Annotated in this window: 2 protein-coding genes; both read right to left on the bottom strand. The window is 43.7% G+C overall.

The window, feature by feature from the left end; all coding sequences use genetic code 11:
* Positions 1 to 103: 103 nt before the first annotated feature.
* On the bottom strand, positions 104 to 691 hold the full coding sequence (locus tag QUB70_RS21935; protein ID WP_332983424.1) for a hypothetical protein: 588 nt from the start codon (positions 689 to 691) through the stop codon (positions 104 to 106).
* A 632-nt stretch (positions 692 to 1,323) separates the two neighbouring features.
* Positions 1,324 to 1,512, bottom strand: a complete 189-nt coding sequence (locus QUB70_RS21930; protein ID WP_332983423.1) for a hypothetical protein — start codon at positions 1,510 to 1,512, stop codon at positions 1,324 to 1,326.
* Positions 1,513 to 1,573 lie beyond the last annotated feature (61 nt).

Below are 1,573 nucleotides of genomic sequence, written 5' to 3'. Positions count from 1 at the left end.
TGTTGTTTAAATATGAACAGGCAAGATGCCTGTTCCACAAGAAAATTCAATCTTTGTGGAACAGGCATCTTGCCTGTTCTTTAAAATGGTGTGATATCTGAGTTTAATGCTTCTTGTCAAAAAACGCCGTCAGCGCGTTCCATGCAGACTTCGACGCATCAGTCAAGCGAGTGCCGATCGACTCAATTTCCCTCACAATAACGTGCCAATTCTTTTCAGCTTCCGTTTGAATGTGGTCAACAGCTTGTTCGATGCGATCGCGTTCGATAAACTTATTTTGTTCCACCGCTTCTCGCGCTTGGCGCACAGCTTTGAGATAAGCTTCGCGACTGATTTCGCCGGCATCTTGCACCTGTGATTGCGCGCGAGTTTTAATCGCATCAACCACCAGCCAATTTTTCTCAGCTTCCTTTTGAATCAGCCCCACCGCATCTGTCATTCTTTCTTTGGCGATGGTTTTATTTTTGGCGAGGGCTAACTGCGCTTTCTGTACAGCTTTCAAGTAAGCCTCACGGGTGAGATCGCCCGCTGCTTGTACCTCTGCCGCAGCGCGTTTTTTAATCGCTTCAAATAATACCGCAGTTTCTGCGATCGCCTCATCAGTCGCGTCGGGCATCTCCTTTTTGACGATCGCCGTAGTTTCAGGAGTTACGTCTATAATTTGTTCTTCGGTCATATTTGGATCGGTCATCTCAATTGTCTCCTTTTTTAGCAAACATTTTGAAAAAATCTCACAGCCCGCAGAGGCAGACTTTGTATGTGCAGATACTGAATTAATTCTGGTCGATTCGGTTGATGTAGCAGTTGTTTACATTATAGCTATACAATCAAAGCTTATATGCAGGAGACCGCCAATTCCCAGGTACGGTTTAACGTACATTAAAGTGTGAGCTAGAAGCTCGCAAGCTAGAAGCTCGCAAGCTAGAAGCTCGCACTGTTAACCAATTCCCAATTCCCAATTCCCATTTCCCATTCCCCACTAATTTAAAACATCACTCGAATATAACAATTCGTGACATCTCTTGGCTGGCAGCCAAGATGTAGGAAATTCGTATTGAGATAAGAGGATATCTGTGAGCGCAACTTTCATCTGCAAGGCGCAGATATGCGGTGGCACTTTGCCCATTTCCGCAACCATATCAGGAATAGCGATAGTTTCAATGATATGTTTGACTGAAAGCATCTAGGGTACAAGCCCCCGGATTCATCCGTGGAGAAATAAAAAACCTGTATCTGATAAACAAGCCCCCGAATTTATTTGTGGGGTCAATGCTTCAATGCTTCAATTCTAAAATCTAAAATCTAAAATCTAAAATCTAAAATCTAAAATCGATTGACTGGCGTGCTATCTGGAACTGTGCCAAATTTCACCAGAGTTAAAATAGCGCGGATTGCTAGATAGACATTTATTGCCTCTCTTAAAACTGTGCGAACCTGCATTATTGGGGCAGCTCTTAAATAGGGAATTTCAGCGCGATCGGTGTCTACAACTTCTGCTAAGCTGTTGTGCATTTAAATTGTATATTTCGAGTCCCGATCGAAAATCGTCAAATCCTCTCCCCCTCTCCCCTTC

This window comes from Microcoleus sp. A003_D6, from assembly GCF_036702825.1.
Taxonomy (GTDB): domain Bacteria; phylum Cyanobacteriota; class Cyanobacteriia; order Cyanobacteriales; family Microcoleaceae; genus Microcoleus.
The sequence above is the reverse complement of the archived record's forward strand: the minus strand, read 5'-3'. Positions and strand labels throughout refer to the sequence as shown.